Annotated in this window: 21 protein-coding genes and 1 riboswitch; of the genes, 14 read left to right on the forward strand and 7 right to left on the reverse strand. The window is 70.6% G+C overall.

Annotated features, from left to right (window positions below):
• Positions 1–3 precede the first annotated feature (3 nt).
• Positions 4–303, reverse strand: coding sequence for an Asp-tRNA(Asn)/Glu-tRNA(Gln) amidotransferase subunit GatC (gene gatC / locus BLV39_RS18735; protein ID WP_090793907.1), 300 nt, complete (start codon positions 301–303; stop codon positions 4–6).
• A 255-nt stretch (positions 304–558) separates the two neighbouring features.
• On the opposite strand from gatC, the gene BLV39_RS18740 reads away from it, so the two are divergent.
• Complete coding sequence (locus tag BLV39_RS18740) at positions 559–1449, forward strand: CE1 family esterase (RefSeq protein WP_090793910.1); 891 nt, start codon at positions 559–561, stop codon at positions 1447–1449.
• Positions 1450–1476: 27 nt separating this feature from the next.
• On the opposite strand, the gene BLV39_RS18745 is transcribed toward BLV39_RS18740, so the two are convergent.
• The 3 genes from BLV39_RS18745 to BLV39_RS18755 form a co-directional block, all read right to left on the reverse strand.
• Entirely contained in the window at positions 1477–4125 is a 2649-nt protein-coding gene (locus tag BLV39_RS18745; protein ID WP_090793913.1) for a putative bifunctional diguanylate cyclase/phosphodiesterase, read from the reverse strand.
• 105 nt (positions 4126–4230) lie between these two features.
• The gene (locus BLV39_RS18750) at positions 4231–4644 is read right to left on the reverse strand and encodes a PaaI family thioesterase (RefSeq protein ID WP_090793915.1); all 414 of its coding nucleotides are present in this window, start codon (positions 4642–4644) and stop codon (positions 4231–4233) included.
• A gap of 162 nt (positions 4645–4806) precedes the next feature.
• Positions 4807–5805: an ArsR/SmtB family transcription factor gene (locus BLV39_RS18755; RefSeq protein ID WP_090793918.1), complete on the reverse strand. Its 999-nt coding sequence runs from the start codon at positions 5803–5805 to the stop codon at positions 4807–4809.
• A gap of 57 nt (positions 5806–5862) precedes the next feature.
• On the opposite strand from BLV39_RS18755, the gene BLV39_RS18760 reads away from it, so the two are divergent.
• The 3 genes from BLV39_RS18760 to BLV39_RS18770 all read left to right on the forward strand — a co-directional run bounded on the left by BLV39_RS18760 (position 5863) and on the right by BLV39_RS18770 (position 10089).
• The gene (locus BLV39_RS18760; RefSeq protein ID WP_090793921.1) at positions 5863–7083 is read left to right on the forward strand and encodes an MFS transporter; all 1221 of its coding nucleotides are present in this window, start codon (positions 5863–5865) and stop codon (positions 7081–7083) included.
• A gap of 491 nt (positions 7084–7574) precedes the next feature.
• A complete protein-coding gene (locus BLV39_RS18765; RefSeq protein ID WP_239083850.1) occupies positions 7575–9152 on the forward strand; it encodes an ArnT family glycosyltransferase in 1578 nt (525 codons plus the stop codon).
• 16 nt (positions 9153–9168) lie between these two features.
• Positions 9169–10089, forward strand: coding sequence for a 2-hydroxyacid dehydrogenase (locus BLV39_RS18770; protein WP_090793923.1), 921 nt, complete (start codon positions 9169–9171; stop codon positions 10087–10089).
• A gap of 16 nt (positions 10090–10105) precedes the next feature.
• Here the strand turns inward: BLV39_RS18770 and BLV39_RS18775 are convergent, their stop codons facing one another.
• Positions 10106–10528, reverse strand: coding sequence for a PH domain-containing protein (locus BLV39_RS18775; RefSeq protein ID WP_239083849.1), 423 nt, complete (start codon positions 10526–10528; stop codon positions 10106–10108).
• A 65-nt stretch (positions 10529–10593) separates the two neighbouring features.
• Between BLV39_RS18775 and BLV39_RS18780 the strand changes: the two genes are divergently transcribed.
• The 5 genes from BLV39_RS18780 to BLV39_RS18800 all read left to right on the forward strand — a co-directional run bounded on the left by BLV39_RS18780 (position 10594) and on the right by BLV39_RS18800 (position 16261).
• Complete coding sequence (locus BLV39_RS18780) at positions 10594–11676, forward strand: WD40/YVTN/BNR-like repeat-containing protein (protein ID WP_090793929.1); 1083 nt, start codon at positions 10594–10596, stop codon at positions 11674–11676.
• On the forward strand, positions 11673–11957 hold the full coding sequence (locus BLV39_RS18785) for a MoaD/ThiS family protein (protein WP_090793934.1): 285 nt from the start codon (positions 11673–11675) through the stop codon (positions 11955–11957). Before BLV39_RS18780 ends, BLV39_RS18785 begins: the two co-directional genes overlap by 4 nt.
• A 1023-nt stretch (positions 11958–12980) precedes the next feature.
• A complete protein-coding gene (locus BLV39_RS18790) occupies positions 12981–13373 on the forward strand; it encodes a VOC family protein (RefSeq protein ID WP_090793937.1) in 393 nt (130 codons plus the stop codon).
• A 41-nt stretch (positions 13374–13414) separates the two neighbouring features.
• Complete coding sequence (locus BLV39_RS18795; RefSeq protein WP_090793941.1) at positions 13415–14644, forward strand: PQQ-dependent sugar dehydrogenase; 1230 nt, start codon at positions 13415–13417, stop codon at positions 14642–14644.
• Positions 14645–14665: 21 nt separating this feature from the next.
• Positions 14666–16261 carry a metallophosphoesterase family protein gene (locus tag BLV39_RS18800; RefSeq protein ID WP_373315393.1) on the forward strand — a complete coding sequence of 532 codons (1596 nt, stop codon included), beginning with the start codon at positions 14666–14668 and terminating at the stop codon, positions 16259–16261.
• A gap of 149 nt (positions 16262–16410) precedes the next feature.
• Here the strand turns inward: BLV39_RS18800 and BLV39_RS18805 are convergent, their stop codons facing one another.
• Positions 16411–17679 carry a serine hydroxymethyltransferase gene (locus tag BLV39_RS18805; RefSeq protein ID WP_090793949.1) on the reverse strand — a complete coding sequence of 423 codons (1269 nt, stop codon included), beginning with the start codon at positions 17677–17679 and terminating at the stop codon, positions 16411–16413.
• A 24-nt stretch (positions 17680–17703) separates the two neighbouring features.
• A riboswitch (ZMP/ZTP riboswitch) is annotated at positions 17704–17792 on the reverse strand.
• Positions 17793–18022: 230 nt separating this feature from the next.
• Here BLV39_RS18805 and BLV39_RS18810 point away from each other — a divergent pair.
• The 5 genes from BLV39_RS18810 to BLV39_RS18830 all read left to right on the forward strand — a co-directional run bounded on the left by BLV39_RS18810 (position 18023) and on the right by BLV39_RS18830 (position 24245).
• Complete coding sequence (locus BLV39_RS18810) at positions 18023–19759, forward strand: ABC transporter substrate-binding protein (RefSeq protein WP_090793953.1); 1737 nt, start codon at positions 18023–18025, stop codon at positions 19757–19759.
• Positions 19759–20751, forward strand: a complete 993-nt coding sequence (locus tag BLV39_RS18815; protein WP_090793958.1) for an ABC transporter permease — start codon at positions 19759–19761, stop codon at positions 20749–20751. Before BLV39_RS18810 ends, BLV39_RS18815 begins: the two co-directional genes overlap by 1 nt.
• Before the next feature lie 399 nt (positions 20752–21150).
• Positions 21151–22065 (forward strand): ABC transporter permease, encoded by a 915-nt coding sequence (locus BLV39_RS18820; protein ID WP_090793961.1) that lies wholly within the window; start codon positions 21151–21153, stop codon positions 22063–22065.
• Between the two features lie 2 nt (positions 22066–22067).
• Complete coding sequence (locus BLV39_RS18825) at positions 22068–23021, forward strand: ABC transporter ATP-binding protein (RefSeq protein WP_090797523.1); 954 nt, start codon at positions 22068–22070, stop codon at positions 23019–23021.
• A 429-nt stretch (positions 23022–23450) separates the two neighbouring features.
• A complete protein-coding gene (locus BLV39_RS18830; protein WP_090793964.1) occupies positions 23451–24245 on the forward strand; it encodes an ABC transporter ATP-binding protein in 795 nt (264 codons plus the stop codon).
• On the opposite strand, the gene BLV39_RS18835 is transcribed toward BLV39_RS18830, so the two are convergent.
• Positions 24238–25260, reverse strand: coding sequence for a LacI family DNA-binding transcriptional regulator (locus tag BLV39_RS18835; RefSeq protein ID WP_090793968.1), 1023 nt, complete (start codon positions 25258–25260; stop codon positions 24238–24240). The genes BLV39_RS18830 and BLV39_RS18835 overlap by 8 nt on opposite strands.
• Positions 25261–25351 lie beyond the last annotated feature (91 nt).

The following is a 25351-nucleotide window of genomic DNA, read 5'->3' on the forward strand; positions in this document are numbered from 1 at the left end:
TTGTCACGCCTCCTCGTCCAGGATGCGCGGCACCCGGAACCGGTCGTCCTCGACATCCGGCGCGCCCGCGAGGGCCTCTTCCCGGGTCAGGCAGTTGATCACGACGTCTTCCCGCAGCACGTTGGTCAACGGCACGGAGTGCGAGGTCGGCGGAATGTCAGCCGCCGCCACCTCACCCACCCGCGCCACGGCCTGGAGAATCACGTCCAGCTGGCCGGCAAACGTGTCGAGCTCCTGCTCGGTCACGGCGAGCCGCGAGAGCCGCGCGAGATGCGCGACCTCATCGCGGGAAATGGCAGCCATCAGTGCCCCCTTGCGTCGTGTGGGCGATTCGTATGTGGTCAGCAGCGAGCGTGGCACGCTCTTCGCGACCCGAGCGAGTCTATTTGTCCGCCGGGGGTGGTCGGTCGCGGCCCCTCCGTGATTGCCGTCGCGAAACCGGGGCCGGGTTGCGATGCCGTATCGACATCGAGTGCGGGGCTGCGTGCGGATGGTGATGATCGCCACCCTCGTCCCATGACCACTTGGCCGCGCCACCGACGTCAGAGCCTCATCGCGATGTGTTCCGCAGCCCTCGTCACCCTGCTCGCCGCCGGGTGTGGCGGGACCGACCAGCCGGAGTCCGCGCCGACGGTCGCCGCCACGACGGCCGTTCCGAAACCCGAGGAGAAGCCCGGCCCGGGTGACCACGACCTGACCCTGCCATGGGACGGCAAGCAGCGCGACTACACGCTCCACGCGCCGCCCGGCTGCACGCCCGGCGAGCCGATGCCGCTCGTGCTGGCCTTCCACCCGTACCCCGGCACGGGCAAAGGGGTTCGGGTCACCACGGGTCTTGACGCGCTCGCCGACAAGCACGGCTTCCTCGTGGCCTATCCGAACGGCCTCGCGGGCGGGTTCAACGCGCTGGTCTGTTGCGGCAACGAAGACGACGTCGGGTTCGTCGGCGCGCTGGTCGAGCACCTCACGAAGAACTGGGGCGGGGACCCCGACCGCGTGTACGCGACCGGCATCTCCAACGGCGCTGACCTGTCGTTCCGGATCGCGATCGACCTGCCGGGCGTGTTCGCGGCCGTCGCTCCGGTCAGCGGTGGGTTCGGCGGCCCTCGGGCGGCGGATCCCACGTACGCGCCGAAGGAGCCGGTCTCGGTGTTGACCTTCATCGGCGGTAAGGATCGTTTCATCGGCGAGTTCGAGGCAGGCATCAAGAACTGGCAGACCCGGTCGGCCTGCAAGCCCGGGAAGGCGACGTCGGTCAAGGGCGGCACCGGGATCACCCGCACCGTCGCTCCCTGCGGCAAGGGCGGCGAGTTCGTGACCTACCGCCTGCCGGAGCAGGGGCATAGCTGGCCCGGGGCGACTCAGGGCGGGCTCGCCGCGCCGGACGCCGGCATCAACGCCTCGGAGTTGATCTGGGAGTTCTTCCAGGCCCACCCGCGTAAGTCCTGACGACGGAGGGCCTGCCGGCGGTCGGGTTCAGTTCCCCTGGGTCAGCCGCTCCGCCAGGAAGGCTTCGAAGCGTTCGGCCGGGGCCGGGTGGGAGAGGGCGAAGCCCTGGCCGAGTTGGCAGCCGGCGGCGCGGGCCTGGTCGATCTGGGCGCCGGACTCCAGGCCTTCCGCGATGATCTCCATGCCGAGTCGGCGGCCGACGCTGACCACGACGTCGATCAGCGGTTTCGCCATGCCGCCGCTCTGCCGGCTCGTGGCGTGCTCACCGACCAGGGCACGGTCGACCTTGAGGATGTCGATCGGCAGGCGGCGCAGGTGGGCCAGGCTCGCCTGGGCGGCGCCGAAGTCGTCGAGCGCCGTGCGTACGCCCAGCGCCCGCAGGCCCGCCAACTGGGTCACCACGGTCGGGGTGTCGGAGCCGACGCGGCCCTCGGCGATCTCGATCACCAGGCGCTCTGGGGGAAGGCGGTTGGCGACCAGCGTCGCGGCGACCTGGCTGACGAAGTCGGGTGCGGCCAGCTCCGCCGGGGAGACGTTGACCGAGAGCCACAGCCGCGGGTCCCAGCCGGCGATGCGGCGGCAGGCGTCCTGGAGCACCCACTGGCCGATCTCGCCCATGACGCCCAGGTCCTCGGCGACCGGCAGCAGCTCGTTCGGGAGCACCGTGCCGAGGGCGGGACTGCGCCAGCGCAGCAGCGCCTCCGCGCCGACCGGCTGACCGTCGTGCAGGCCGAGGATCGGCTGGAAGACCAGATCGAGCTCGCCTCGGCTGGCCGCGCCCGGCAGTTCGCGCTCGAGGTCCATCCGGCGGACGAGCTGCTCTTCGAGGTACACGTCGTACCACTCGATGCGGTTGCGGCCGAGCTGCCCCGCGCGGCGGCGGGCCAGGTCGGCCCGGCGCAGCACGTCGTCGACGCCGTCGCCGCCGGAGAGCTCGGCGAGGCCGACGCTGACGTAGATGTGCACGGTGGCGCCGGGCAGCAGGTACGGCTCGGTGAGCGCGGTCAACAGCCGGGTGCCCAGCGCGTACGCGACGACCGGGCCCTCGACGGTGACCACCGCGAACTCGTCGCCGGCCAGCCGGGCCGCCACGTCGTCGGTGCCGACCGTGGAGCGCAGTCGGCGGCCCACCTCGATCAGCACGGCGTCGCCGACCTCGCGGCCGCGGGCGTCGTTGACCCCGGCGATGCCGTGCAGGTCGATCACCAGCAGGGCACCGGTGTGTCCCTCGACCGAGCGCTGGGTGGCGATCGTGCGCATCAGCTCGCGCCGGTTGGCCAGGCCGGTGAGCTGGTCGGTGAACGCCAGCTTGTGCAGCGTGCGCTCCAGGTGCCGGCGCTCGCCGACGTCGCGGATGTGCACCACCAGCCCGGCCACCTCGGGGATGCCGCGTTGGTCGCTGAGCGTCGACTCGGTGTCGCGCCAGGCGCCGTGGCCGTCGCGCAGCCGAGCGGGAACCAGCGCCGGGCGGGCGGCATCCTCACCGTCCTTGTCGGACAATGTCTGGTTGAGCACCGCCAGCACGTCGGCGGCGTCCTCAGGATGCATCAGGTCAGGAAAGGCGCGACCGACGACGTCCGCATCGGACAGTCCGAACAGCCGGGCCGCTGCCGGTGACTGCCACCGCACCATCAGGTCCTCGCCGATCACCATGGTGAGGTCACCCGCGCCGGACACCAGCGAGCGGAAGTGCGCTTCCTGTGTGGACATTCGCTTGGCATAGCGGCGTACGTCGGAGACCGCGAACACCTCGCGCGCGACCACCGTCGGGATCACCAGGAGGCCGAGCACGACCGACGTCTCGTCGAACTCGCCTACGGCGACCAGGTGCCAGGCGGCGGCCAGGGTGGCGACGACGGCGGGGATGGTCAGCAACGGATACGCGGACAGTTGCGCCTCGGGCTCGCCGGCCGTCGCCGGTTCCACGCCGGCCTCGGTGCGCGCGGCGCCGGCGAGGATCAGCCCGGGGCTGACCGCGAGCGCCGCCCCCGCGACCAGCAGCGCCCAGTCCGGACCCCCGTACCCGAGGATGATCGCCAACCCGCCGATGCCGCTGAGAGCGGTGCCGACGCCGGCGCCGCACAGCCAGGCCGCCCGCCGGTAGGCGACCACCCGCAACACGATCACCGTGACGGTGGCGAGCCCGAACGACCCGAGCAGCGTCGCGGCGAGCGCCGCCGGCGGCATCGTGCCCGGCGGCGGCAGCAGCCAGACGGCGAACGCGATGCTGATGCCCAGGCTCAGGCCGTCGAAGCAGCGGCGCAGCCGGGCGTGCGTGGTGGTGGCGGCGCCGGGCAGCAGCAGGAGGCCGATCACGTAGAGCACGGACGCGAAGGCGAGACCGACGGCCGCGATCGTCGGCCGGGCGCTGGGCTGCGCGACGGTCAGGAGCACCACGGACACGCCGGTGGCCAGCGCGCCCATGCCCAGGTAGCCGGCACCGCGACACGGACCGAACGAGTGCACGCGGGCGTGGATGCGCAGCGCGAGCCGGACCAGCCGGAAGGTGCCGACGGCGGCCGTCAGCGCCGTCGCGGCCGCGAGGGCGGCCAACGCCGGCAGGACCCCTGCGCCCGCGCAGATCAACGTCGCCAGGGCCGCCGCGGGCGGCCCGGCGATGGCGACGATCCGCACGAACCGGGGCAGCTGTGGGGACGTAGATGACACGGTGGTCATCCCCTTGGGTGGAGGGGCCGGGGGAGTCGCGGCGACAAGATACCGCGCCTCACATCGTCAACGAGTACACCTGGCGGAAAGTTACGCCGACTGATTTTCCCCAGGTCAGCCCAGCAGCGCGTAGACCGTGTGCGCCTGGGCCGCGGGCGCGCTGGCACCGTCGGGAGTCAGCGTGATGTCGGCGAAGGCGAGGGTGCGTCCGAGCTTGGTGACCTTGGCGAACACCTGGACGTCGACGCCGGCGATCGGACGCTGGAAGGTCGTCGAGAGCTGCACGGTGGTCATCGGCACGAACGCGGCCCGGGCGGCGGAGATCGCGATCACGGTGGCCGTGTCGGCGGCGGCCATCAGCGCCTGGCCGCTCATCGCGCCACCCTCGCGGGCCAGCCGGTCGGACCACGGCAGTCGCAGCGTGGCGATGCCGGGCTCGACGTGCTCGACCACCAGAGCGAGATCGCGCACCCAGGGTGCGAAGTTGTCGGCCAGGACTCCGTTGGCGTCTTCGACGGTGAATCCCACGTCCCGAGGGTACGGGCTGCGGGGTGCTTCCGTTGTGGCTCCGGCGCCGGTCGCACACGGCGTGCCAACCACACTCGCGGCTGAGCCCGCCAGGCCGGCGTGGTTGGGGCCGTCAACCGCTGCGGAGCCCCACCCGGTGGTCGTGACCGCTGGGTCGGCAGGTCAGGGTTCGTCGGGTGCGGCGGCGAGGGCCGCGCCCAGGGGCGTGAGGCGGTAGAAGACCGAGCGGCCCGTTCTCGCTCGGGTGACCAGGCCGGCATCGCGGAGCACGGCGAGGTGGTCTCCCACCGCGCCGAGGGTCATACCGAGCGCGCCGACGAGTTGGGTGGTGCTGGCCGGCTCGACCAGGGACCGCAGCAACCGGGCGCGGGCGCGGCCGACCAGGCGGTCGAGGCCACCGGCGGCCGGCGCGTCGGTCGGTGCGGCGATGCCGCGCGCGGGGTAGACCAGTGCGTAGCCCTCCGGTGGATCGGCGCCGATCCAGCCGCGGCCGAAGCCGCCGGGCACCAGAACCAGACGGGCGCCGCCGACCACGTACGGTGCGCCGTCCCAGTCGTTCACCTGGATCGCGCCGCTGTCGAGCCAGCGGAAGCCCTCGCGCAGGCCCGCCAACGCCTTCGCCCAGCCGTAGGTGGCCAGCCGGCCGGCGCGCTGCACGACGTCGCGTTCCAACAGCGCCCGGCGCACCGGCCAGTCCGGCGCGAGGGTGTGGTCCCACAGCGTGGCGAGCCCGTCGGCGAGGCGGTCGAGGGCGTCCGGTGCGGTGAACGCCGGTGTCGGCCCGACCGCCGCGATCCGGCCCGCGTTGTGCGGCCCGGCGTGCGCGGTCAGGGCGAGGTCCCGGTGCACCCGCTCGATCGGGGTGGATCGGATCCGGGCGAGCTCTGTGGCGAAGTCGGTGTCCATTCCGGACGGTGCCGGCACGAGGAAGTCGGGCGTCCAGCGGGCGTCGCGCATCGTGGTCAGCAGCGCGGCCAGCGTCGGCTCGGCGGAGGCGACCGCTTCGAAGACGGGCCGGTGGCGGTCGACCCAGGGTTCGAGCCAGCCGCGGGGTCCGCCGCGATCGGCGACCGTGGCCAGCGCACCGACGAGCTCGACCATGGGCGACAACGCGAAGCGAGTGTTGGCCAGGTCGGTCGGATCGACAATTACTAAGGTCATTTTCGTCCTCAGCCGAAACTCTACCGGTTCAGCCCGCGAGCGCCCGATAGTGCCGGCGTGACGACCTACCGCGAGATCTTCGCCAACCGGGAGTTCCGAGCGATCTTCGCCGGCAACGCCGCGACGGTCGCGGGCAAGACGATCCAGATGCTGGCGCTCTCCGCGCTGGTGTACGCATCAACCGGTTCACCACTGCTGTCCGCACTGGCGTTCCTGGGCGGCCTCCTGCCTCAAGCGCTGGGCGCGATGACTCTGCTGGCCTACGCGGACCGGGTCCGACCACGCGGCTTCCTCGCCGCCTGGGACCTGGCCCGGGCCCTCGCGGCGGTGCTGCTGGCCACGGGCGTCCTGCCGGTCTGGGGCATGCTGCTGCTGATCATGGCCTTCGGCGTGGTCGACGCACTCAGCGGCGGCGTCCGCAGCGCGATCCTCGTGGACGTGCTCCCCGGCGGCTTCGTACTGGGCCGAGCGACCCTCAACATCTCCGTCGGCGCGATGCAGATCCTCGGCTTCGCCGCGGGCGGCACCCTGATCGCGACTTTGGGGCCGCACCGGTCTCTGGCGGTAGCCGCCGGGCTGATCGCGATCTCAGCGGTGGCCACCTACTTCGGCCTGCGCACCCGAGCGCCACGCGCCACCGGCCGCGCCGGCGTGGCCGCCACCTGGCGCGGCAACCGAGCCCTGTTCGTGAACCGGTCAATCCGCGCGACCCTGCTGGCGAGCTGGGTGCCTAACGGCCTGATCGTCGGCGCGGAGGCCATGTACGTCCCCTACGCCGGCGACTGGGCCGCCGCCCTGTTCGTGGCGGCCGCGGCCGGCATGCTGGCCGGCGACCTGGCGGTCGGCCGTTTCATGCCCCGCGACATGCTGGACCGGTTCATCACCCCACTGCAGGCGCTGCTTGCCGTGCCCTACCTGCTCTTCTTCCTGAATCCCGGCCTCGTGATCGGCGCGACGGCGGTGCTCGTGGCCTCGTTCGGCTACGCCGGCACGCTCGGCCTCCAGGCGCGGCTGGTCGACCGCACCCCGGAGGACCTGCGCGGCCAGGCACTCGGACTGGACAGCAGCGGCCGAATGACCTTCCAGGCGGTGGGCGCGGCCCTCGTCGGCTCGGTGGCCGAGGCGACAGGGCCGGCGGCCGCTATGACGGTGGCGGCGGTGGTCAGCCTGGCGGTGACCGCGCTGCTCCGGCCCCAACTGCGGCGGGACCGCCCGGCGGGCGCCGTCACCGGATCCGGTTCAGCCGGACTGGCGACGTCCGCGAGCCCGCCACGTTGATCGACGCACCGCTGTAGCTAGCGACGGCCCGCGCCCGGCCCTGGGTTTGACCGTGCGCAGCCGTCGCTGGTGACGGCCGCGCCGGGTGTGACCCTGCGCTTGCGCCCGCCCCGGGTGTGACCATGCGCCGGCGCTCGCCGCCGCCGCTGGCGACGGCCCGCCCGCCCTGGGTGTGCCCGCCACAGCGCCGCCGACGATGCCTGCCTTGACCGTGACGGCCAACGGCGCCTACGCCCGCCGCCAGCCCTGGGTGTGACCGTGCACCGCGCTCGAGCGCGAGTCACCGGTACACCGCGCGGCGTCCGGCGAGCAAAGTCGGAGCGCCACGTAGAAACTCGCCTCCCACCGGCCGAGCCACCTGCGGTGCCGGCCCGGGCGGCCTGCGGCTGGTCCGGCGACCGAGGCCTGGACCCCCGCGTAGCGCGGCGGGCAAGATCCGACCTCTTACCGGGCGCTCACGCGGAGCGCGGCATCGTGAGAGACTGCCCGGCGTGGCGATCCTGACCGGCGCGCAGACCTCCACGCCCGCAGTGTCGCCAGGTTCCGGCCGGCGCCGGCCGGGCGCCGCTGTGCTCACCGCTCTCGCGCTCGGGCTGGCCGGGCTCGGCTTCCGGATCGCCGTACTCCTCGCCGACGCCCCGCCGACCAACAGCGACGAGGGCACGATGGGCCTCGCGGCCCTGCACATCGGCCAGGGCAACGGGCTGCCGGTCTACTTCTACGGCCAGAACTACATGGGCACGCTCGAGGCGTACCTGGCCGCGCCCCTGGTCGCACTGGCCAACGGCTCGGTGTTCGCGCTCCGGCTGCCCAACCTGCTGCTCTACGCGGCCTTCCTGGCGGCGATGTGGGCGCTGACCAAGCGGCTGTACTCGCCGTGGTTCGCCACCTTCGTCGTCGGCCTGCTGGCCCTAGGATCCGACCGAATCCTCAAAAACCAGCTCATATCGGGCGGCGGCTACCCGGAGATCAACCCCGCCGGCGCCGCGCTCATGCTGCTCGCGGTCGGGCTCGCCGTGCGACCCCGCACCGCTGGGTACGCCGCCTTCGGACTGATCGCCGGCCTCATGGTGTGGGTCGATTGGCTGGTCCTCCCATATCTGGCCGCCGCGTCGTGCGTACTCCTGATGAAGAAGGCAGCGAAACGCGCCTGGATCGCGCTGGCGGGCGGCGTGCTCCTCGGCGCCGCGCCGCTCCTGATCCATGATCTGACCTCGCCCTGGAAGCACAGCGCGGTCCCGACGTTCCTCGGCCTCAATGGCGGCGGGATCGAGGCGTCGTGGGGCGACCGCCTGCACGGCGGCGTGCTGACCGGCATCCCGCTGGCCACCGGCCTCTGCGCCCCGGGCCGCTGCGAGCCCTGGCAACTCTGGTGGGCGCCCGCCTGGCTGATCCTGCTCGCCGTCGCCGGTTACGCCGGGTGGCGAACCTTCCGGACCCAAACCGATCGGGTACGCGCGGCGGGGCGCCTGGCGCTCGTCGGAGCAGCCCTGGTCAGCCTGGTGGTGTACGCGCGTAGCAACGCCGCCGGCAACACCCCGATGGAGAGCGGTCGCTACCTGCACTGCCTCCTCATCTCGACGCCGGCCGTGCTGTGGCCACTGTGGACGTTGCGCGGCCGGGTCACCCGCTGGGTCGGTGCCGCCGGCCTCGCCGTGGTCTGCGCCTTCTCGCTCGTGGCGACCGGCATGGTGGTGCACGAGCTGCCCCGGATCGCCGCCGTCGACGACCGGCAGGTAGGCCTGCTCGCCGAGCTCGACCGACGCGGCGTGACCCACGTCTATTCGGAATATTGGACCTGTAACTACATCGCCTACATCTCCTCTGAGCGGGTGCGGTGCGCGGTGATCGCCGCCGACCTGGGGCCGGGTTTTGACCGGTACCAGCCCTACAAGAAGGCCGTCGCTGACGCCCCCACGCGGACCTTCGCCCTGCCGACCGGCTCGGCGGAGAGCCAGGCGGTGCGGGAGTATCTCGACAGCCAACGGCTGACCTATGACGAGACCGTAGTCTCCGGGTACGACATCTATCAGCCGGCGACCCGCGTCGATCTTCCGCTGCCGGGCTGACGGTAACGTGAGCCGTGTGAAGGTCTGGATCCCCCACCCGCACGGCCGCGACCTGATGGGTGCGGTGCCGGCCTCCGTGACGCTGGAGATCGCAGAGCGCCCCGACGCGCTCCCGTCCGATCCGGCCGACCTGGTGTTCTGGGTGCCGCCGTTCCTGGCGCTGTCCGACTCGGTGCGGCTGGCCGCTCAAATGCCTTCCCTGCGGGTGGTGCAGCTGCTCAGCGCGGGTGCCGACGCCTGGTCCGGCCACCTGCCGCCCGAGGTCAGCCTGCACGATGCCCGTGGCGTGCACGACTCGTCGACGGCCGAGTGGGTGCTCACCGCGATCCTGTCGTACCTGCGCGAGTTCCCCGGTTTTGCCCGCGCCCAGGCGCGGCACGACTGGTCATATGCGGCTTATGCGCCGACCGACGAACTGGCCGGCAAGCACGTCCTGATCGTCGGAGCCGGCTCGATCGGCACGGCGATCAAGTCCCGCCTGGAGCCGTTCGAGGTCACGGTGACGTCGGTGGCGCGCACGGCCCGCGACGGCGTACACCCGGTGTCCTCGCTGCCTTCTCTGTTGCCCGCCGCTGACGTGGTCGTGGTGATCGTGCCGCTCACGCCGGAGACCCGCGGCCTGGTCTCGACCGACTTCCTGGCCGCGATGAAGGACGGCGCGCTGCTCGTCAACGCGGCCCGCGGCCCGGTCGCGGACACGGATGCCCTGGTCGACGCGGTCTCGACCGGCCGGATCGGCGCGGCCGTCGACGTGACGGAGCCCGAGCCGCTGCCGGCTGGTCATCCGCTCTGGGACCTGCCGAACGTGCTGATCACCCCGCACGTGGCCGGCTCGGTCCGGGGGCTGCACCCGCGGGCGTACCGGCTGATCGGCGAACAGCTCCGCCGGTTCGTGGCCGGTGAGCCGTTGGTGAACGAGGTTGTCGGCGGCTACTGAGCCGTCCGCGGCCTGGCTACTTGGTGTTCTTCTGCCAGACGATGCCCTGGCCGCTGGCTTCGACGAGCCGGCTGACGTCGTCGCGGCGCACCGAGGCGAGGGTGACGGCGTAGCCGTCCCGGAGCAGGACCACCGCGCGCCCGCGGTCGTCGGTTGCCAGCTCGCGCACCTCTGACCAGGGAATCCGCTTGGTGCCCAAGAGTCCGCGAACGCGCATGCCGGACGAGTCGGCGTCGGTGCCGGAGCGGAGCACCCAGACAAAAACGGCGATCGGAACGATTAACAGGGGTACGAACAGCCACCGCACCGGCGAGCCGTCGTCCGTCGAGACGATGTCAGAGGGCAGATTCGGCCCGAACGCGATCGGGAGTATGCCGACGAACGCGATGAACGCGGCGATCAAGATCGATTGGTGCGGGCGGAAACGTACCTTGTTCATGTCGGCCATCTTCCCACCCTCGCTTCGGCCCGTTTCTGTCGGTGGTCGCGCGCATACTCTTGCCCATGACCGTCCTCCTGACCATCGGCACGAGCAAGGGCCTGTTCCTGGCGACCACCGAAAACCGGGTCGACTGGCAGGTCAGCGGGCCGCACTTCGCGATGACATCGATCTACGCGGTCGGCATCGACCGCCGCCGTGCGACGCCGCGACTACTGGCCGGCGTCGACAGCTCCCATTTCGGCCCGAGCGTCGCGACCAGCGACGACCTGGGCAAGACCTGGTCCGAGCCCGACGAGGCCCCGGTCGCCTTCCCGGCCGACACCGACACCTCGCTGGTCCGCGTCTGGCAGCTAGCGCCCGGACCGGCGGGGGAGCCCGACGTGGTCTACGCGGGCACCCAGCCGTCGGCACTCTTCCGCTCCGAAGACGGCGGCCGCACGTTCACCCTGGTCAGAGCGCTGTGGGACCACCCGCACAGACCCGAGTGGGGTGCCGGCTTCGGCGGCCAGGCGATCCACACGATCCTGCCGCACCCCGAGGACCCGGCCCGGGTCCTGGTCGCCATGTCGACGGGCGGCGTCTACCGCACGAGTGACGGCGGATCGACCTGGTCGCCCGGCAACGCGGGCATCAAAGCCGGCTTCTTCCCGGACCCCTACCCGGAGTTCGGCCAGTGCGTGCACAAGGTGGCCCGCGACGCCGGCGACCCGACCCGCCTCTACGCGCAGAACCACGGCGGTGTCTACCGCTCCGACGACGAGGGCGCCACCTGGTCGTCGATCGCCGAAGGCCTGCCGAGCGACTTCGGCTTCCCGATCGTCACCCATCCGGGCCGCCCGGCCACCCTCTGGACCTTCCCGCTAGCGGCCGACAGCGAGCGCTTCCCACCCGACCACCGCTGCCGCGTCTTCCGCTCCACCGACGCCGGAACCTCCTGGGATGCCCTGTCGGCAGGCCTACCGACGGACCCCTTCTACCCGACGGTCCTGCGCGACGCGATGTGCGCCGACAACGCCACCCCCGCCGGCGTCTATTTCGGCACGCGCTCAGGCGAGGTCTGGTCCAGCCGCGACGAGGGCGAGTCGTGGGTCCAGGTAGCGGCCCACCTACCCGACGTGCTGTCGGTGAAAGCGGCGGAGCTATGACCGCAGCCGTCACGATCCTGCTGCCCGGCGTGCTCCGAGCGGAGGCCGCCGACCAAAGCCGCTTGACCGTCGACACCACCGGCTCCCTACGCACGGTCCTCGACGCCGTAGCGGAGGCCTGGCCACGCCTCGACCGCCGCCTCCGCGACGAACAAGGCGCCCTACGCCGCTACGTCAACATCTACGTCGACGGAAACGACTGCCGCCGCTCCGGCGGCCTCGACACCCCAGTCCCACCCGGCGCCGAGATCCAGGTCCTCCCATCGGTAGCCGGCGGCTAGAACGACCAAGGCCCGCCTGACCGGGCAGGCGGCTAGGGCGAGCGCGGCGCGGTTCGGGCAGGCGGTGGGTCACTGGCTAGGGCGAGCACGGCCCGCCGGCCCGTGCAGGCGGCTAGGGCGAGCGCGGCGCGGTTCGGCCAGGCGGCGGGCCGCTGGCTAGGGCGAGTGGGGCCTGCCGGTCGGCTAGGCAGCAGGCCACCGGCAGGTAGTGCGCGGTCCTGCCGGTCCGGGCGGGCGGCAAGCTGCCGCTGGAAGAGCGTGGCCCCTGGTCTTGGCACGCGGCAGGCCAAGGGCCGGGAGTGCGCGGTCTTGCCGGTCCGGGCGGGCGGCAAACTGCCGCTGGAAGAGCGTGGCCCCTGGTCTTGGCACGCGGCAGGCCAAGGGCCGGGAGTGCGCGGTCTTGCCGGTCCGGGCGGGCGGCAAACTGCCGCTGGAAGAGCGTGGCCCCTGGTCTTGGCACGCGGCAGGCCAAGGGCCGGGAGTGCGCGGTCTTGCCGGTCCGGGCGGGCGGCAAACTGCCGCTGGAAGAGCGTGGCCCCTGGTCCTGGCACGCAGTAGGCCACCGGCAGGGAGTGCGTGGCCCGCCGGTCATGGCAGGCCGCAGGCTAATGAGAGCGAAGCCTGTCGGCCCAGCCATGCGGCTGGACGCCGGCTCGCTGGCCGACGGCCAGCCCGCTCGAAGTCCCCCGGTCGCGGCGGGCTCTGCGCTCGCCGGGCGCAGGCCCGAGGAGCGGGGGACAACGACGCCGTCGGCCACCGTCGGCGTGGAGGTCAAGAAACGCGGCCAATCGCCACGTCTCGGCAGATCTAGGAATTTCGTTGCTGCTCCGGCAGCAATCCTTTAACTAGATCTCCATCGCGCGACCCACCGCGGACCTGGCAGCGCAGCGAAGCGGAGCGGTCCCCGGCGGGAGCGACGGTCGCGCCCCGCCGCGGACCCGGGAACACCGATTTGCCCGGCTTATCCGTCGGACCATGCGATTCGTCCCAGCCGTGACCGACAGACAGGGTGACGATGGGCAGATGGAACTCGTGACCGAAGTGATCCCACGCCTTGTCGTAGCGGACGGAGCCGGCGCCGTGGCGTTCTACCAGCGGGCGCTCGGCGCCGCCGAGGGCAAGCGCTATACCGACGACGACGGGCGGATCGTCCACACCGAACTCACCATCGGCAGCTCACGGCTCCACCTCAAGGACGAGGACGGCGGCGACCGGGCCCCGACCTCCCTCGGCGGCACCCCCGTGATCATGCATCTCGGCGTCACCGACGCCGACGCGGCCGCGAAGTCGCTGCTCGAGGCCGGTGCCACCACCGTCTTCCCGGTCGCAGACCACGGCTACGGCATGAAAGACGGACGGTTCGCCGACCCTTACGGCCACCTCTGGATCGTGTCCGAACCGCTCGTCGAGGCCTGACCTCGGGGAACCACGGACCCGCCGCACGGCTCCGTTGATGCATGCGCACCGACTTGTCAGACAGCCCCGCTAGGCTGTGCCGGGTGACCGGCCATCCCTCGTTCCGACGACGCCTACGCCGCGGGTTTGCCGGCGGGGTTGTGGCTGCGCTGCTGTTCGCAGCCGGCGGTTGTGCGTTCGGGCCGCCCGAGCCTGACGCCGCGGGCAAGCCGCCCAACCTCCCCAAGCCCTCGGCCGATCCGTCGAAGACCAGCGGCGGGCTCGACCAGTCGGTCGCGGTCTCGGTCGTCGCAAAGGGGCTCGAGGTGCCCTGGGGCATCGCGTTCCTGCCCGACGGTGGTGCGCTCGTCACCGAGCGCGACACCGCGCGGATTCGCAAGGTCGGTCCCGAGTCCGACACCAACGGGCTCAAGGTGACCACCGTCCAGACGCTCGACGGGGTCGACGCGCAGGGTGAGGGCGGGCTGCTCGGCATCGCGGTGTCCCCGAAGTACGCCAGCGACAAGACGATCTTCGTCTACTACTCGACCGCCCAGGACAACCGCGTCGCCAAGATGACGTTGGGTGGGCAGCCGCAGCCGATCGTCACCGGGATTCCGCTGTCCGGCATCCACAACGGCGGTCGGGTCGAGTTCGGGCCTGACGGCTTTCTCTACGTGACCACCGGCGACGCCTCGGAGCGCGGGCTCGCGCAGGACAAGGCCAGTCTCGGCGGCAAGATCCTGCGGATGACGCCCGACGGCAAGCCGGCGCCCGGCAACCCGTTCCCCAACTCGCTGGTCTGGTCGTTGGGGCACCGCAACGTGCAGGGCATCGCCTGGGACGCGGGCAAGCGGCTCTGGGCCACCGAGTTCGGGCAGAGCACCTGGGACGAGATCAACCAGATCCGGCCGGGCAAGAACTACGGCTGGCCGACGGTCGAGGGCAAGGCCGAGGGTGCCAACCAGGGCAAGTTCGTCGATCCGCTGGTCACCTGGCCGACCAGCGAGTCGTCCTGCTCGGGCGCGGCGATCATCGACCGGCTGCTGATCGCGGCCTGCCTGCGCGGCGAGCGGCTGTGGGCGATGGAGCTCACCGACTCCGGCACGATCCTGGGCGCTCCGCGGGCGCTGTTGCAGGGCGAATACGGCCGCCTGCGGGCCGCGGTGGCCGCACCCGACGGCTCGCTCTGGATCAGCACCTCCAACAAAGACGGCCGGGGCGACCCGGAGCCCGACGACGACCGCATCCTGCGTCTCGTGTTCTCCGACGGCGGCGCGGGAAAGAGTTGACCGCGCGCGCAGCGGGTAATGATGGATCACGTGACCCCTCAGGAGGATGAGCCGAAGCCGCAGCGGCGGCGCGCCCGGATGTGGTCGGCCGTGCGCCGCGCCGCGGTGTCCCGGTTCACCCGGCGCACCGGCGTGCTCTTCGCGATCCTCGGCGTCTCCCTCGTCGGCCTGGTCGTCGGCGTGCTCCTCGGCGCCCGCGCGCAGACGGACATCGGCCCTTTCCAGGCCGAGATGTCGGTACGCCCCGCGACCAGCGGCGAGACCGAGGTGGTCGTACCGCCGCTGGGCGCGCTGCACATCAACAGCCACGACGGCCCGCTGCGGCTGACGGTCCGGCTCGGCGCCCTCGACCAGGGCCGCACCCAGGCGCTGATCAGCGACCCGTCCGGGATCACCCGGGCCAGCCAGACGGTGGTCGACGACCTCCAGACGGGCATCCTGCGGCTCGGCTTCCGTACCGTCTCGGTCTCGGTCCTCGGCGCTGTCGTGATCGGCCTGCTGGTTTTCCGCAGCACCCGGCGCGCGGCCTGGTGCGGCGGCGTCGCCCTGCTGGTCACCACGAGCACCTTCGGGCTCGCGGTCGGCACGCTGCGGCCGAATTCGATCGAGCAGCCACGGTACGAGGGCCTGCTGGTCAACGCCCCCGCGATCGTCGGTGACGCACGGCGGATCGCGCAGGACTACGGCAAGTACGCCGAGCAGCTCAAGGCCATCGTCGCCAACGTCAGCCGGATCTACACGACCGTCAACAAGCTGCCGAACTACGAGCAGAGCGACGGTGGCATCCGCATCCTGCACGTCTCCGACCTGCACCTGAACCCGTCGGCCTGGCCCACGATCCGCACCGTGGTCGAGCAGTTCGACATCGACGCGGTGATCGACACCGGCGACATCACCGACTGGGGCTCCGAGCCGGAGGCCACCTACGTCGGCTCGATCTCCCTGCTCGGCGTCCCGTACGTCTACATCCGCGGCAATCACGACTCCGCCGTCACCGCGGCCGCGGTCGGCCGCCAGCGCGGCGCGATCGTCCTCGAGAACCAGGTCGTCGACGTGGCCGGTCTACGCATCGCCGGCATCGGTGACCCGCGCTTCACCCCCGACAAGGAGACGTCACCGACCGGCGCGGGGCGTTCACGACAGGTCATCGAGCAGGTGTACGACGCAGGCTCCCGCCTGGCCGCGACGATCAAGGCGAGCGGCAAGCCGGCCGACATCTGCCTGGTGCACGACCCGGAGTCGGCGCCGGCCCTCAACGGCGTCTGCCCGACCATCCTCGCCGGCCACCTGCACCACCGCGAGGTGCGCATGCTCCCGAAGCTGCCGAACGTCCCGAACCCGGCCCGCGTCCTGGTCGAGGGTTCGACGGGCGGTGCGGGCCTACGCGGCCTGGAGGGCGAGCAGCCGACGCCGCTGCAGATGTCGGTGCTCTACTTCGACGACGCCAAGACCTTGCAGGCATACGACGACATCCAACTCGGGGGTACGGGCCAGGCCCAGGTCACCCTCAACCGCACAGTGGTCGAACGCCCGCGCCCGGCCAACTCGGGCACGCCGACCCCGACCCCCACGGCGACCGCGACCCCGACCACTCCGGCAACGCCCGCGGGCGACTGACGATCAGGGGCGCTCGGCCGACGCGCTGGGTGCGGCGTCGGCCGACCGCTCGGTAACGCGGGCTTGGCTGCGGCTTGATGCTGCCCAGCCCACGGCTGCTCATGCGGCGGGCCGGCACGTCGGTGCCGGCCCGCCCACACGGTTGCTGATCAGGCGGCGCGGTACCCCGGCATCGGGAAGGCGGCGAGCAGGTCGCGGACCTCACCGGCGATGCGGTCGATGGTCGCCTCGTCGTCCTTGAGCGCGGCCGCGACCGTCTCGTCCATCCACGCGGCCACCTGCGGCATGTGCTCCTCGGTCAGGCCGCGGGTGGTCAGGGCCGCCGTACCGAGCCGGATGCCGGACGGGTCGAACGGCTTGCGGGTGTCGTAGGGCACTGTGTTGTAGTTGAGCTCGATGCCCGCCCGGTCGAGTGCCTGGGCGGCCGGCTTGCCGGCGATGTCCTTGCTGGTCAGGTCGGCCAGGATCAGGTGGTTGTCGGTGCCGCCGGAGCTGAGCGTGAAACCGTGCTCGGTCAGCGCGGTCGCGAGCGCCGCCGCGTTGGCGACGACATGGTGCGCGTACCGGCGGAAGTCCTGCGTCCCCGCCTCCCGCAACGCCACCGCGATGGCGGCGGTCGTGTGGTTGTGCGGGCCGCCCTGGAGGCCGGGGAAGACTGCCTTGTCGATCGCCGTCGCGTGCTCGGCGGTCGCCATGATCATGGCGCCGCGCGGGCCGCGGAGGGTCTTGTGCGTGGTCGTGGTGATCACGTCGGCGTGGCCGACCGGCGACGGGTGCGCGCCGCCCGCGATCAGGCCGGCGATGTGGGCGATGTCGGCCACCAGGACGGCGCCGACCTCGCGGGCGATCGCGGCGAAACCCGGGAAGTCGATGGTCCGGGGTACGGCGGTGCCGCCGCAGAAGATCACCTTGGGGCGCTCGGCGAGGGCAAGGTCGCGTACCTCGTCGAGGTCGATCCGGCCGGTTTCCCGGTTCACCGCGTAGCGGACCGGGTTGAACCACTTGCCCGTCGCGGAGACCGACCAGCCGTGCGTGAGGTGGCCGCCCATCGGCAGCGCCATGCCCATCACGGTGTCGCCCGGCTGCAGGAACGCCAGGTAGACGGCGAGGTTGGCGGGCGACCCCGAGTACGGCTGGACGTTGGCGTGATCGACACCGAACAGGCTCTTCGCCCGGTCGATCGCCAGCGTCTCGATCGGGTCGATGAGCTGCTGGCCCTCGTAGTAGCGCTTGCCGGCGTAGCCCTCGCTGTATTTGTTGGTCAGCACGGTGGAACTCGCCTCGAGCACCGCCTCGGAGACGTAGTTCTCGGACGCGATCATCCGCAGCTTGTCGTGCTGCCGGGTGGCCTCGGCTTCGATCAACGTGGCGAGCTGCGGGTCTTCGGCGGTCAGGTGGGGGATCGGTGGCACGTGCACGGCGTCTCCTGAGGCATCTGACGAACACCACACCCAGGCGCGCGGTGCGGCGTTGCCTGCGGTCGCTCCCCGGTGGTCAGTTCCACCTCGCTGCGCCAGTCGCGAGTACCCCGAAATGCTAGCCGAGTCGGCGGTACGCGACGGCGACGGCGCCAAGGCATCGAAGCCTGCTAAAGCAACCGGTTAAGTGGGTGCGCTCCCATCGGTGCCTCCGTCGATGGCCCAGAGAGGATGGGAGCGCTCTTGACGACAGGGGAAACGCATGTTTCAGTGTCTCTACTTACCCGGTTAAGTGATCTCCGTTACATCGCACGTCGGGAGCTCCCAGTTGAGGAGGACGGCAATGCGCAGGCGGTCAAGGTGGCTGGTGGCGGGCGCGCTCGCGCTCACCATGGGAATGGCCGGGTGCACCGGCGACGACGGCGCGGCCACGTCGGGTGCGGGCGGACTGCCCGGCCCCGCTGGAGGCGGCGGCGCTTATCCGCGCAACGAGACGCTCTACACGAGCGGCACCCAGTGGGGGCCGCCGAACAGTTGGAACCCGATCATCCCGGGCTACGCGATGGGCACCGTCGGGCTGGCGTACGAGACGCTGTTCCTCTTCGACCCGCAGAAGACGGAGATCACCCCGTGGCTGGCGGAGAAGGGCGAGTGGGCCGACAAGACCTACACGCTGACCCTGCGCGAGGGCATCACCTGGAGCGACGGCAAGCCGCTGACCGCGGACGACGTCAAGTACACGGCCGAGCTCGGGAAGATCAAAGCCGTCCCGTACAGCAATCTTTGGACCTGGTTGTCGGCGGTTGACGTGGTCGACCCGCGCACCGTGAAGTTCACCTTCTCCGACCCACGGATCCAGGAGTGGGAGAACTGGCTCTACGAGAACGCGATCGTGCCCAAGCACGTCTGGGAGTCGCGCTCCGAGGCCGACATCACGACGACCGCCAACGAGAAGCCGGTCGGCACCGGGCCGTACGAGTACCTGACCCACGACCAGGACCGCATGGTGTGGAAGAAGAAGGCCGGCTGGTGGGCAACTAAAGCGCTTAACCTCGACGTCAAGCCGAACTACATCGTCGACATCGTCAACTCCAGCAACGAGGTCGCGCTCGGGCTGTTGCTGCAGGGCAACATGGACCTGTCGAACAACTTCCTGCCGGGCATCGCCAACCTGGTCAAGGGCGAATTCAAGATCAAGACGTACTACGCCGAGCCGCCCTACATGCTGTCCGCCAACACCGCGATGCTGATCCCCAACACCACCAAGGCGCCGATGAACGACGTCGCGTTCCGGCGGGCGTTGGCCAGCTCGATCGAGACGAAGAAGATCGTCGAGGGGGTGTACGGCAACATCGTCCGCGCGGCCAACCCCACGGGGCTGCTGCCGGTCTGGGACCAGTTCGTCGACCAGAGTGTGGTGAGCCAGAACGGCTTCAGCTTCGACACCGCCAAGGCGAAGAAGACCCTCGCGGACGCGGGCTACAAGGACACCAACCGCGACGGCTTCATCGAGGGCAAGGACGGTAAACCGGTCAAGCTGTCGCTGATCGTGCCGGCCGGCTGGACCGACTGGATGGAAGCGGCCCGGGTGATCAGCGCCGGCGCGCAGGCCGCCGGGATCAACGTCGTGCCCGAGTTCCCCGACGCCGGTGCGCTCGACGACGCCCGCACCGCCGGCACGTTCGACCTGGTGCTCAACAACTGGGCCGGCCTGTCCAACACGCCGTGGAACTTCTACAACTACGTCTTCCAGTTGCCCGTCCAGAAGCAGCAGTTCGCTGCCAACTTCGCGCGCTACGAGAACAAGACGGCGTGGGACCTGGTGCAGAAGCTGGCGCGTACCGCGAAGGATGCTCCCGAGTTCAAGACCACCATGAGCGAGCTGGAGCGGATCCACCTCACCGAGCTACCGATGATCCCGCTCTGGTACAACGGTCTTTGGGCGCAGTTCAACACAGCACATTGGACCAACTGGCCGTCGTCGGCCGGTGACGCGCCCAAGGATCTGCCGACCACGTGGAACAACCTGTGGGAGATGGGCAGCATCAAGATGCTGACCCAGCTGAAGCCGGTTGCCTGATGAGGCGGTACTTCGGACGCAAGCTCGCGATCTATGCGCTGACCTTCGTCGTCGCGGTGACGATCAACTGGATCATCCCCCGGTTCATGCCGGGGGACCCGGTCCTGCGGATGCTGACCCGCACGTCGGTCTCGAACCCCGAGGCGGTCGCGCCGATGCGGGCGTACTACGAGAACGTGTTCGGGCTCGACGTTCCATTGTGGAACCAGTACGTCAACTACTGGGTAGAGCTGTTTCAGGGCAACCTGGGTGTCAGCGTCTGGCTGTTCCCCGCACCGGTGGCAGACGTCATCCTCAACGCGGTGCCGTACACGCTGGCGCTCCTGCTGCCCTCGATCCTCCTGAGTTGGTGGGCCGGCAACAAGGTGGGCGCGCTGGCGGCCCGCAGCACGTGGCTGGACAACACCGCGCTGCCGGTCTCGTACGCGCTGACCGCCACGCCGTACATGTGGCTCGGCATCCTGCTGGCCTGGGGCCTGGGCATCGTGGCGGGAGTGTTCCCGGTGGCCGGCGGCTACAGCTTCGAACTGCGCCCGGACTGGTCGTGGGTCTTCGTCGGAAGCCTTGCCCGGCACTGGTTCCTACCGTTCCTCTCGCTGTTCCTGGTGGCCTTCGGCGGCTGGGCGATCGGCATGCGCAACCTGATCATCTACGAGCTGGAGGCCGACTACGCGAACTATCTCGCGGCGCTCGGCGCACCACGCCGACTGATCCGCCGGTACGCCTTCCGCAACGCGCTCCTGCCGCAGATCACCGGGTTAGCCCTACAGCTCGGCGTCCTGGTGTCCGGCGCGTTGGTGACCGAGATCGTGTTCGCCTACCCGGGCCTCGGCCACCTGATCCTGCAAGCGATCCAGAACCAGGACTTCTTCCTACTGCAAGGCGCCTTCCTGTTCATCGTGATCGGCGTGCTGGCAGCCAACTTCGTGATCGACATCGTCTACGTCCTGGTGGACCCACGCACCCGATCAGGCATGCAGGGGGCGACGTGAGTGAGCGAGGTTGGCTCGGTCGTCGTGGGTCTTGCTCCGCGGACCGGAGGGAGGGGGCGGCGTGACTGAGCGAAGCGTGCGGGGTTGGAGCCGCGAGGTCCAGACCGCAGGGTCGGCCGGGTCGTGGGCGGCGGTGTCGTCGAGCACCCGCTCCGCCTCGGTCGTCGTGGGTCTTGCTCCTGCGCCAGCATCACCGCGGTCCACGCCTCGTCGGGCCGGCCGCCGGTGTGGACCGGAGGGAGGGTGTGGCGTGAGTGAGCGAATCCTGCGGGGTTGGGTCGGTCGTCGTGGGTCTTGCTCCCGTGGATCGGAGGGAGGGTGTGGCGTGAGTGAGCGAAGCGAGCGCGGTTGGCTCAGCCGACGTCGGTCTTGCTCCGCCTGCCGAAGGGAGGGGGCGGCATGACCGACACCGATCACTTGGCGGCGCCTGGCGTACCCGTGCTCGCTGAACCGGTTGTCCCACCGGCCGGCCGGAGCCGCGAGACGCTGCATTTCGCGCTGCGCAACAAGAAAGTCGTCGGCGCGGTGGTGGTGATCCTGGGCTTCCTCGTGCTCGGCCTGGTCGCACCGCTGTTCACGAACCACGGACCCAACGAGTACGTGGGCCCGCCGGCGGCGCCACCCTCGACCGAGTACTGGTTCGGCACGACCACGTTCGGGCAGGACGTGTTTCTTCAGTTCGCCAACGGCATCCGGTCGACGTTCGTGGTCGGCCTGCTCGGCGGCGGCCTGGCCGCGCTGATCGGGATGACGGTCGGCTTCGTCGCCGGCTACCGGGGCGGTCTGGTCGACGAGCTGCTCAACATGCTGACCAACATCGTCCTCGTGCTTCCGGCGCTGGCAGTCCTGATCATCCTGCACGCGTACGTAGGCGTCACCTCGGTGCCGATGCAGGCGCTGTTCATCGGCCTGTTCTCCTGGCCGTGGGTGGCCCGGGCGGTGCGGGCGCAGACGTTCTCGCTGAGGTCACGGGAGTTCGTCGACCTGGCCCGGTTAAGTGGTATGCGCCCGCTCGCGGTCATCCGCCGGGAGATCGCGCCGAACATGAGCTCCTACCTGTTCATGACGTTCATCCTGCTGTTCGGCGGCTCCGTGCTGATGGCCGCCACGCTCGACTTCATCGGCCTGGGCCCGACCGACGCGATCTCGCTCGGGTTGATGATGAACAGCGCGGTCCACTGGAGCGCCCTCCATCTAGGACTGTGGTGGTGGTTCGTACCACCCGGCGCGGCGATCACAGCGATCGTCGGCGCGCTCTACGTGATGAACGTCGGCCTCGACGAGGTCTTCAACCCCAAGCTGCGGGAGATGTGACCGTGAGCCTCCAGGTCGACGACCTCCGGGTCTACTACCGGACGCTCAGAGGCGACGTCCGGGCCCTCGACGGCGTCTCGTTCACGGTGGACGACGGCGAGATCATGGGCGTCGTCGGCGAGTCCGGTTGTGGCAAGTCCACATTGGGCAAGTCGCTGGTCCGCCTGGACAACCGAATGAGACACGTGGGCGGCACGGTGACCGTCGACGGCCAGCCCCTGCCGATCGGCGACGACCGCGCGATGAACCGGTTCCGCTTCAAGTCCGTGTCGATCATCCCGCAGTACGCGATGAGCGCCCTCAACCCGACCCGTCGTATCGGCCGCCTGGTTGCCGACCTGCTGGGCGCGCACGGAATGTCGTACGCCACCATGCGCCCGGAACTGATCCGTCGCCTGACCTTGGTCGGCCTACCGGAGACGGTCCTCGACAACTACCCGATCGAGCTGTCCGGAGGCATGAAGCAGCGCGTGGTGCTCGTCCTGTCCACCCTCTGTGACCCCGCCCTGCTCGTGGCCGACGAGGTCACGTCGGCGTTGGACGTGTCGACCCAGCGGGCGGTCGCCCAAACCCTGGTCGAGTTCCGGGACCGGGGCTACGTGCGCGGCATGCTGGTGGTCACCCACGACATCTCGCTGGTCTACCAGATCGCCGACACGATCATGGTGATGTACGCGGGGCGCCTGGCCGAGAAGGCGCCCTCCGATGTGGTCGTAACGGAACCGCTTCATCCCTACACGCAGCTACTGATCGGTGCCCTACCCGAAGTCGGCGCCCGATTCAGCGAACGGAAGTTAACCGGCATACCCGGCCGCCCGCCGGGCCTGCGCAACCCGCCGAAGGGCTGCCGGTTCCGCGCGCGCTGCCCGCTCGCCTTCGACAAGTGCGCGGAGCAGCCACCCTTCGTGGAAGTCGCCAAGAACCACCAGGTGGCCTGCTGGAAGGCAGGCTCATGACCACACCACCCACGCGGCCGCCGCGCGCCAGTGCCGGGCCGCACAGCCGAGAAGGCGAGGCTTGGGTCGAGCGTCACAGCGCGGCGGCCAGGCTGGGAAGCCGAGGCGGCGAGGTTCGGGTCGGGTGCGACCGCGCTGTGGTCCGGCGGGGGAGCCGAGGCGGCGAGGTTCGGGTCGGGCGCCACGGCGCTGTGGTCCGGTTGCGGAGCCAAAGCGGCCAGGCTTGGAGCGAGCGCGACCGTGCCGCGGTAAGGCCGCAGGGCCGAGGCGGCCAGGCTTGGGTCGGGCCCAACCGCGCCGGGGCCTGGCTGGAGAGCCGAAGCGACCAGGCTTGGGCCGCGCCACACCGCGCAGCGGCCCGGCCCGGGTGCCGAAGCAATCAGGCGACGGCCGAGCGCCATCCACGGCACGGCGGAGAGCGGGGTCAGCATGCTGCGGCTTGACCAGGTGTCGAAGACCTTTCGGCTCGGTGCGTTCGGCAGTCGCGAGCTGACGGCGGTCAAGGACGTGTCGTTGACGGTCGAGCCGGGCGAGGTGGTCTCGCTCATCGGGGAGAGCGGCAGCGGCAAGACCACGATCGGCCGCATGGTGCTTGGTCTCGCCTCGCCCAACAAGGGCCGGGTCACCTTCGACGGTGTCCAGGTTTCGGGGCTGCGCGGGCGGGCGCTGCACGGTTACCACCGCCAGGTGCAGGGCGTGTTTCAAGACCCGTTCAGCACGTTCAACCCCGTGTTCAAGGCGGACCGCGTCTTCGCACTGGTACGTGACGGCTTCTTCAGATCGGTGCCCGCGGCCCAATGGCGGCAGCGGGTCGAGACGGCTCTGCACGGGGTGCGGCTGGAGCCCGCGGACGTGCTGGACAAGTACCCCCACCAGCTCAGCGGCGGTCAGCTTCAGCGGATGCTGATCGCCCGGGCGCTGTTGCTCGACATCCGGCTACTGGTCGCCGACGAGATCATCAGCATGCTCGACGCCTCGACTCGGATCGACGTGCTGAATCTGCTCGGTGAGCTCAAGTCTTCCGGGCTCGGCGTTCTCTTCGTCACCCACGACCTGGCCCTGGGCACGTACATCAGCGATCGCACCGTCATTCTCCGCGCCGGGGAGGTGGTCGAGGCCGGCCCTACGGAAACGGTATTCACCAACCCAAGCCACGAATACACCCGCAATCTGCTCGCGGCTGTTCCGCATTTGCACCGGCGTTGGGATGAACCGGTTAAGTAGACGTTGTCGGGCGGGCGGTGCTGGCCCGGGGCACCAGCTTGGCCGTCGCGTCCTGTACCGAGCCGACGGGCTGGCCCGCGATGGCCGCCAGTAGGTGGCGTGCCGCCAGGGCACCGTACGCGGGGATGTCGCGCGTCAGTGCCGTCAGCGCCGGATGCACCAGCCGGCACAGCGGCGAGTCGTCGAAGGCCACTATGGACAGGTCGCCGGGGACCGTCAGGCCCATCTCCTGGGCTACGCCCAGGCCGGCGATCGCCATCACGTCGTTGTCGTAGATCACCGCAGTCGGTCGCGTCTCGCCGCTGAGTAGGCGTCTGGTCGCCCGCGCACCTTCCTCGCCCGAGTAGTCCGTCCCCACCGTCAGCGCGGCCGTGACGCCGAGGCGCTCGCACGCGCCCCTGAACGCGGACGCCCGGACGTGGGTGTGCCACAGGTCCGGCAGACCCGCCACCCGCGCGATCCGGCGGTGGCCGAGTGCCGCCAGGTACTCGACGGTCTCGATCAGCGCCATGGCGTCGTCGTTCCAGACGTTCGGCACGTCGCCGACGCCCTCCGGGCCGCCCACCACCACCGCGGGCAGGTGCAGGTCGGTCACCACCGGGATGCGGGGATCACCGACCCGCAGGTCGCAGACGAGCACTCCGTCGACGCGGCGTTCGCCCCACCACCGTCGGTATACGCCGATCTCGGCGTCGGCGTCGGCCACGATCTGCAGCATCAACGCCTGGCCGCGGGCCGACAGCTCCGCCTCGACGCCGCTGATCAGCTCCATGTAGAACGGTTCGAAGCCGAGCACCCGGGCGGGCCGGCGCAACGCCAGGCCGATGGTGTCGGCCGCCGCGCCGGACAGGGCGCGGGCCGCGCTGTGCGGGTTGAAGCCGATCTCCTCGGCGATGGCGAGGATCCGGCGTCGCGTCGTCTCCGAGACGCCGCGTTGGCCGTTGAGGGCGTAGGAGACCGCGCCCTTGGACACGCCCGCTCGGGCGGCGATGTCGGCAATCGTCGGCCGCTTCACCCAATGCCTCCCGCACCCGCAGGACCATGACAAGGGCAAGCTATCACCGCCGTTGACAGCATTCCCGCGCCCATCGTACCGTCAATTCTAC

This window comes from Asanoa ishikariensis (assembly GCF_900107455.1).
Classification (GTDB): domain Bacteria; phylum Actinomycetota; class Actinomycetes; order Mycobacteriales; family Micromonosporaceae; genus Asanoa; species Asanoa ishikariensis.